General features: G+C 36.5%; 2 protein-coding genes and 1 pseudogene. All 3 read right to left on the bottom strand.

Annotated elements, in window-relative coordinates:
- Positions 1 to 28 precede the first annotated feature (28 nt).
- Positions 29 to 814 (bottom strand): hypothetical protein, encoded by a 786-nt coding sequence (locus AACS98_RS21805; RefSeq protein WP_066384006.1) that lies wholly within the window; start codon positions 812 to 814, stop codon positions 29 to 31.
- A 14-nt stretch (positions 815 to 828) separates the two neighbouring features.
- On the bottom strand, positions 829 to 1,938 hold the full coding sequence (locus AACS98_RS21800) for a hypothetical protein (protein ID WP_066384003.1): 1,110 nt from the start codon (positions 1,936 to 1,938) through the stop codon (positions 829 to 831).
- A 5-nt stretch (positions 1,939 to 1,943) separates the two neighbouring features.
- Positions 1,944 to 2,267 (bottom strand): annotated as a pseudogene (locus tag AACS98_RS21795) (hypothetical protein); the annotation flags it as partial.

The raw sequence follows: 2,267 nt of genomic DNA, 5'->3' as shown, positions 1-2,267 counted from the left end.
GTCATCTAAAATAGCTAATTGATTCATTTTATCTACCTTTATTGCTTAAATCCAAGTCAACAATTTGAGTAATTTCTAGTCCAGCTTGCCGAGCCGTATAAATTTTTCTAGCTAACTCTGTAGTATTATTAGGCAATTTTTGTGGAGTAGTAATTGCTTCCACAGTAATAGTTTTATTAAAGGCAATTCCTTCACCAGCGTTATTATTACGAGAAAAAGTAACCAAAGTTGCAATTAAATCAACTTCCCATCTGCCATCTCGAAGTTTACGAGGTTCGGAGATGAATCGGGGAATCAAAGAAACTTGTGAATTTCCATTGAACACGCCATCTGGGGTCATTTCTGCCAACTTGCGGAGAAACGCTCCCCGAAAATCTTCTTTTTCTGTAATGGCAAATGAAGCTTCATAAGCTTTAGTTGTTATTTTTTGGTTTTGATTACCATTTTTGATTTCTATGCCGATATCTTGTTTAGTTTCTACTTCTCCCCTTTCATTAAAAGTTTGCACCAAACCATCCCAGTTAAACATTCTGATGAATGTATCTGACACAAATTTTTTGATGACTTCATGAGAACGCTCTGTAGAAGAAACTGCCTTAGCACGAATAGTTTCTCCTGAAGATAGTTGAATTAGTGTGGGAACTTGTTGATTAGATAGTCTTTGAATTGCCCCATAGTTGACTAATTGAATTAATAATGATAAAACAGCAAATGCAAAAGCTGTTAAAGTAATGAGTCCAAATTTTGTGCTAACAGAATCTCCGTAACTGAGGAGGGTTAATTTTTCTTTCTGAGCTTTATTAGTTTTTAGCATTCATTTCCTGAGTTTTAAGGCTGAATTTTTTTGGCAATTGCTCCAGCACCTTTTGTCAAAACTGCACTTCCCACATTAATAGCAAGAGAGCCATAAAACTCTGCTGCCTTATTAACTTGTTGCAAGACTGCTAATCCAGCACCGGCGGCTAAACCAGTAGCTAAAAAAGGTGCAATAATTCCGATAACAAACAAAAAGAATAAGGGCTGATCTGCCCTGGATGTCACCATTAATTGAGCAGCAAATCCAGCAATCATATTGAAACTAAGCTTTGCCATACCTACACTGAAATATCCAGTTAGCCATGCGAAAATTGCTTTTCCACCATAAGGTAATAAAGACCCTCCTACCGCTAATGGGCCAATAAGTGCTGACACTAACATGGTTAACTCTATACCCCATTGGTAAGCACCATTTAGTCCTAATAGAAGGTAGGTGACAATTTCTCGAATATTATTGCCAATAATGGCAGTAAATGGAGAAAACAAAACTTGTAATGGATTAGCGTTTCCTTTGATTGCATCAATAGGAGCATTAATAATTCTATCTAGCCTTTCAATCATCCCTTTGAGTGGCCCACTTACCCCAGTAAAATATTGAGGATATTCATTTTGTAGTCTAGTCTTTGCATCTTCCAAGCAAGTAATAGCATCTTCTGGAGATAAGGAAGATGTCTGACAATTTTCAATTTCTAACTTGATTGCTTGACGGGTAGCCTCATCACCTAAAGCTCTTTGATAAGCTTCTCTTAAATCAGAACCTTTAGCTGCGTATTTTAAAACCGAGTTATTAGTATTATTAATTAAGTTACGAACTCCTAATGTTCCCTCTTTTAAAAGAGAACCATTATTTAGTAATAAAACTGCAACTATTAGCACCCAAACGAAATCAGCAATTGCACGTTGTTCTTCCCCATTAATCATTTGCTTTGTCCATTCAACTAAGAAAAATATCAGAGTTGAAACTGCAAACAGCACCCCTAAATTACACATCGCAGTGTATAAATCACCAGTAAGAGTCTCTTGCCAAAGTTCGTCAAAGCCTTTGGCAATCTCTTCAGAAGCATTAGCTGAATTTTGCAGTAAATCTCCACCACTAAAAGCAAAATAAATACTCACTACCATAATAATTATTTGTTGTCTTGATAAGTAGGGTCTAAACTTAACATTCCGATTAATTCATGATTAACCGAAATTAAACCTATTCGTTGAGTTTCTTGTTTTTGAGTTTGATTACTCAAATTCTCTGCAATCTGATTGAGCATTAAATTTGATTGTGCTGTATCTTGTCGTGATTGCAGCGAATCAGTGCGTTGCTGTGCCAGCATGGAAGCTATTTGCGCGTTTTGTGCGGCTATTGCTTTGAGAACATTCTGAGTAGCATCCATTCCTTGGGCTTGATTGGCTAAACTCTGTGCCTCTTGAGCAGTTTGAGCAGTTTTTTCAATTTGTTT

The sequence above is a fragment of the Anabaena sp. CA = ATCC 33047 genome, assembly GCF_963870205.1.
Classification (GTDB): domain Bacteria; phylum Cyanobacteriota; class Cyanobacteriia; order Cyanobacteriales; family Nostocaceae; genus Trichormus.
Note: the sequence above shows the minus strand (reverse complement) of the source record. Positions and strands in the feature narration are given on the sequence as shown.

What these genes read in the sequence shown, in the direction of transcription:
- AACS98_RS21805 (WP_066384006.1), bottom strand. Translation starts at nt 814, where the DNA reads ATGCTAAAAACTAATAAAGCTCAGAAAGAAAAATTAACCCTCCTCAGT.
- AACS98_RS21800 (WP_066384003.1), bottom strand. Translation starts at nt 1,938, where the DNA reads ATGGTAGTGAGTATTTATTTTGCTTTTAGTGGTGGAGATTTACTGCAA.